The sequence below is a fragment of the Hansschlegelia beijingensis genome, from assembly GCF_045505405.1.
Lineage (GTDB): Bacteria > Pseudomonadota > Alphaproteobacteria > Rhizobiales > Methylopilaceae > Methylopila > Methylopila beijingensis_A.
The window spans coordinates 1-1,040 of the sequence record NZ_JBJKEX010000587.1; the positions used below are offsets into that span (position 1 = coordinate 1).

The window sequence follows — 1,040 nt, forward strand, 5'->3', positions numbered from 1 at the left end:
CGCCATCGATCCCACAGCATCGCGTTCAAGCGCCAGGTCGCGCAGGAGTTCATCTCCGGGGAGACCCTGCACGGCCTTGCGAAGCGGCATGACCTGTCGCGCAATCTGATCCGCTTGTGGGTACAGAAGTTCGAAGCCGGCGCGTTCGATGAGGACGCCGAGGCCGCGGACCGGATGCAGGAGTATGAGGCGCGGATCGCCGCGTTGGAGCGGCTTGTCGGCCGGCAGGCGCTGGAGCTCGAGTTTTTAAAAGGGGCTCTGCGAAGCGCACCGCGGCCGAGAAGCGCGCCCACATCCGTGATCACCGGCCCCACGGCCTCTCCGTCGCCGAGGGATGCCGGCTGATGGGGATCGCGCGGTCGACCTACTACGACGCGCCCCGCCGCGCGTTCGATGACACTGCCCTTGTGGAAGCAATGACGGCGATCTCCAATGCGTTCGAAGCCTATGGCTGGCGGCGCGTCCAGGCGGCCCTGCGTCAGCAGGGGTTGATCGTGAACCACAAGAAGGTTCGGCGGCTGATGCGTGAGCACGGTCTCCAGCCGAGGCGCCGGCGCCGCTACGTCACAACCACCGACAGCCGCCATGACGGTCCGATCTTCCCGAACCGCGCCAAGGACGTCGCTCTGACCGGGCCGAACCAGCTCTGGGTCGCGGACATCACCTACGTTCCGGTCGTCGGCCGGTTCGTCTATGTGGCGGTCGTACTCGACGCCTGGTCGCGGACCGTCGTTGGTTACGCCATCAGCCGTTCGATCGACGCCCGGCTGACGACAGCTGCGCTGGAGGTGGCGGTCGAGCGCCGGCGGCCGCACGCGGGCTGCATCCATCACTCAGACCGCGGCTCACAATACGCCAGCCAAGCCTACCGCGAAGTGCTGGTTGCTCATGGCCTGATCGGCTCGATGGGCCGACGCGGCAACCCTTACGACAACGCCAAAGCGGAGAGCTTCATGAAGACGCTCAAGGCGGAGGCAGTCTATCCGATGGCTTACGAGACCTTCACCGACGTCGCCGAGAGCCTTCCGACCTTCATCGAC

At 66.1% G+C, this 1,040-nt stretch carries 2 protein-coding genes; both read left to right on the plus strand.

The window, feature by feature from the left end:
* Positions 1–345: transposase (locus ACIKT0_RS18905; protein WP_407106839.1), on the plus strand; the 345-nt coding region annotated here is incomplete at its 5' end.
* The coding region (locus ACIKT0_RS18910; protein WP_407106840.1) for an IS3 family transposase at positions 294–1,040 on the plus strand (747 nt) is incomplete at its 3' end. The genes ACIKT0_RS18905 and ACIKT0_RS18910, both read left to right, overlap by 52 nt.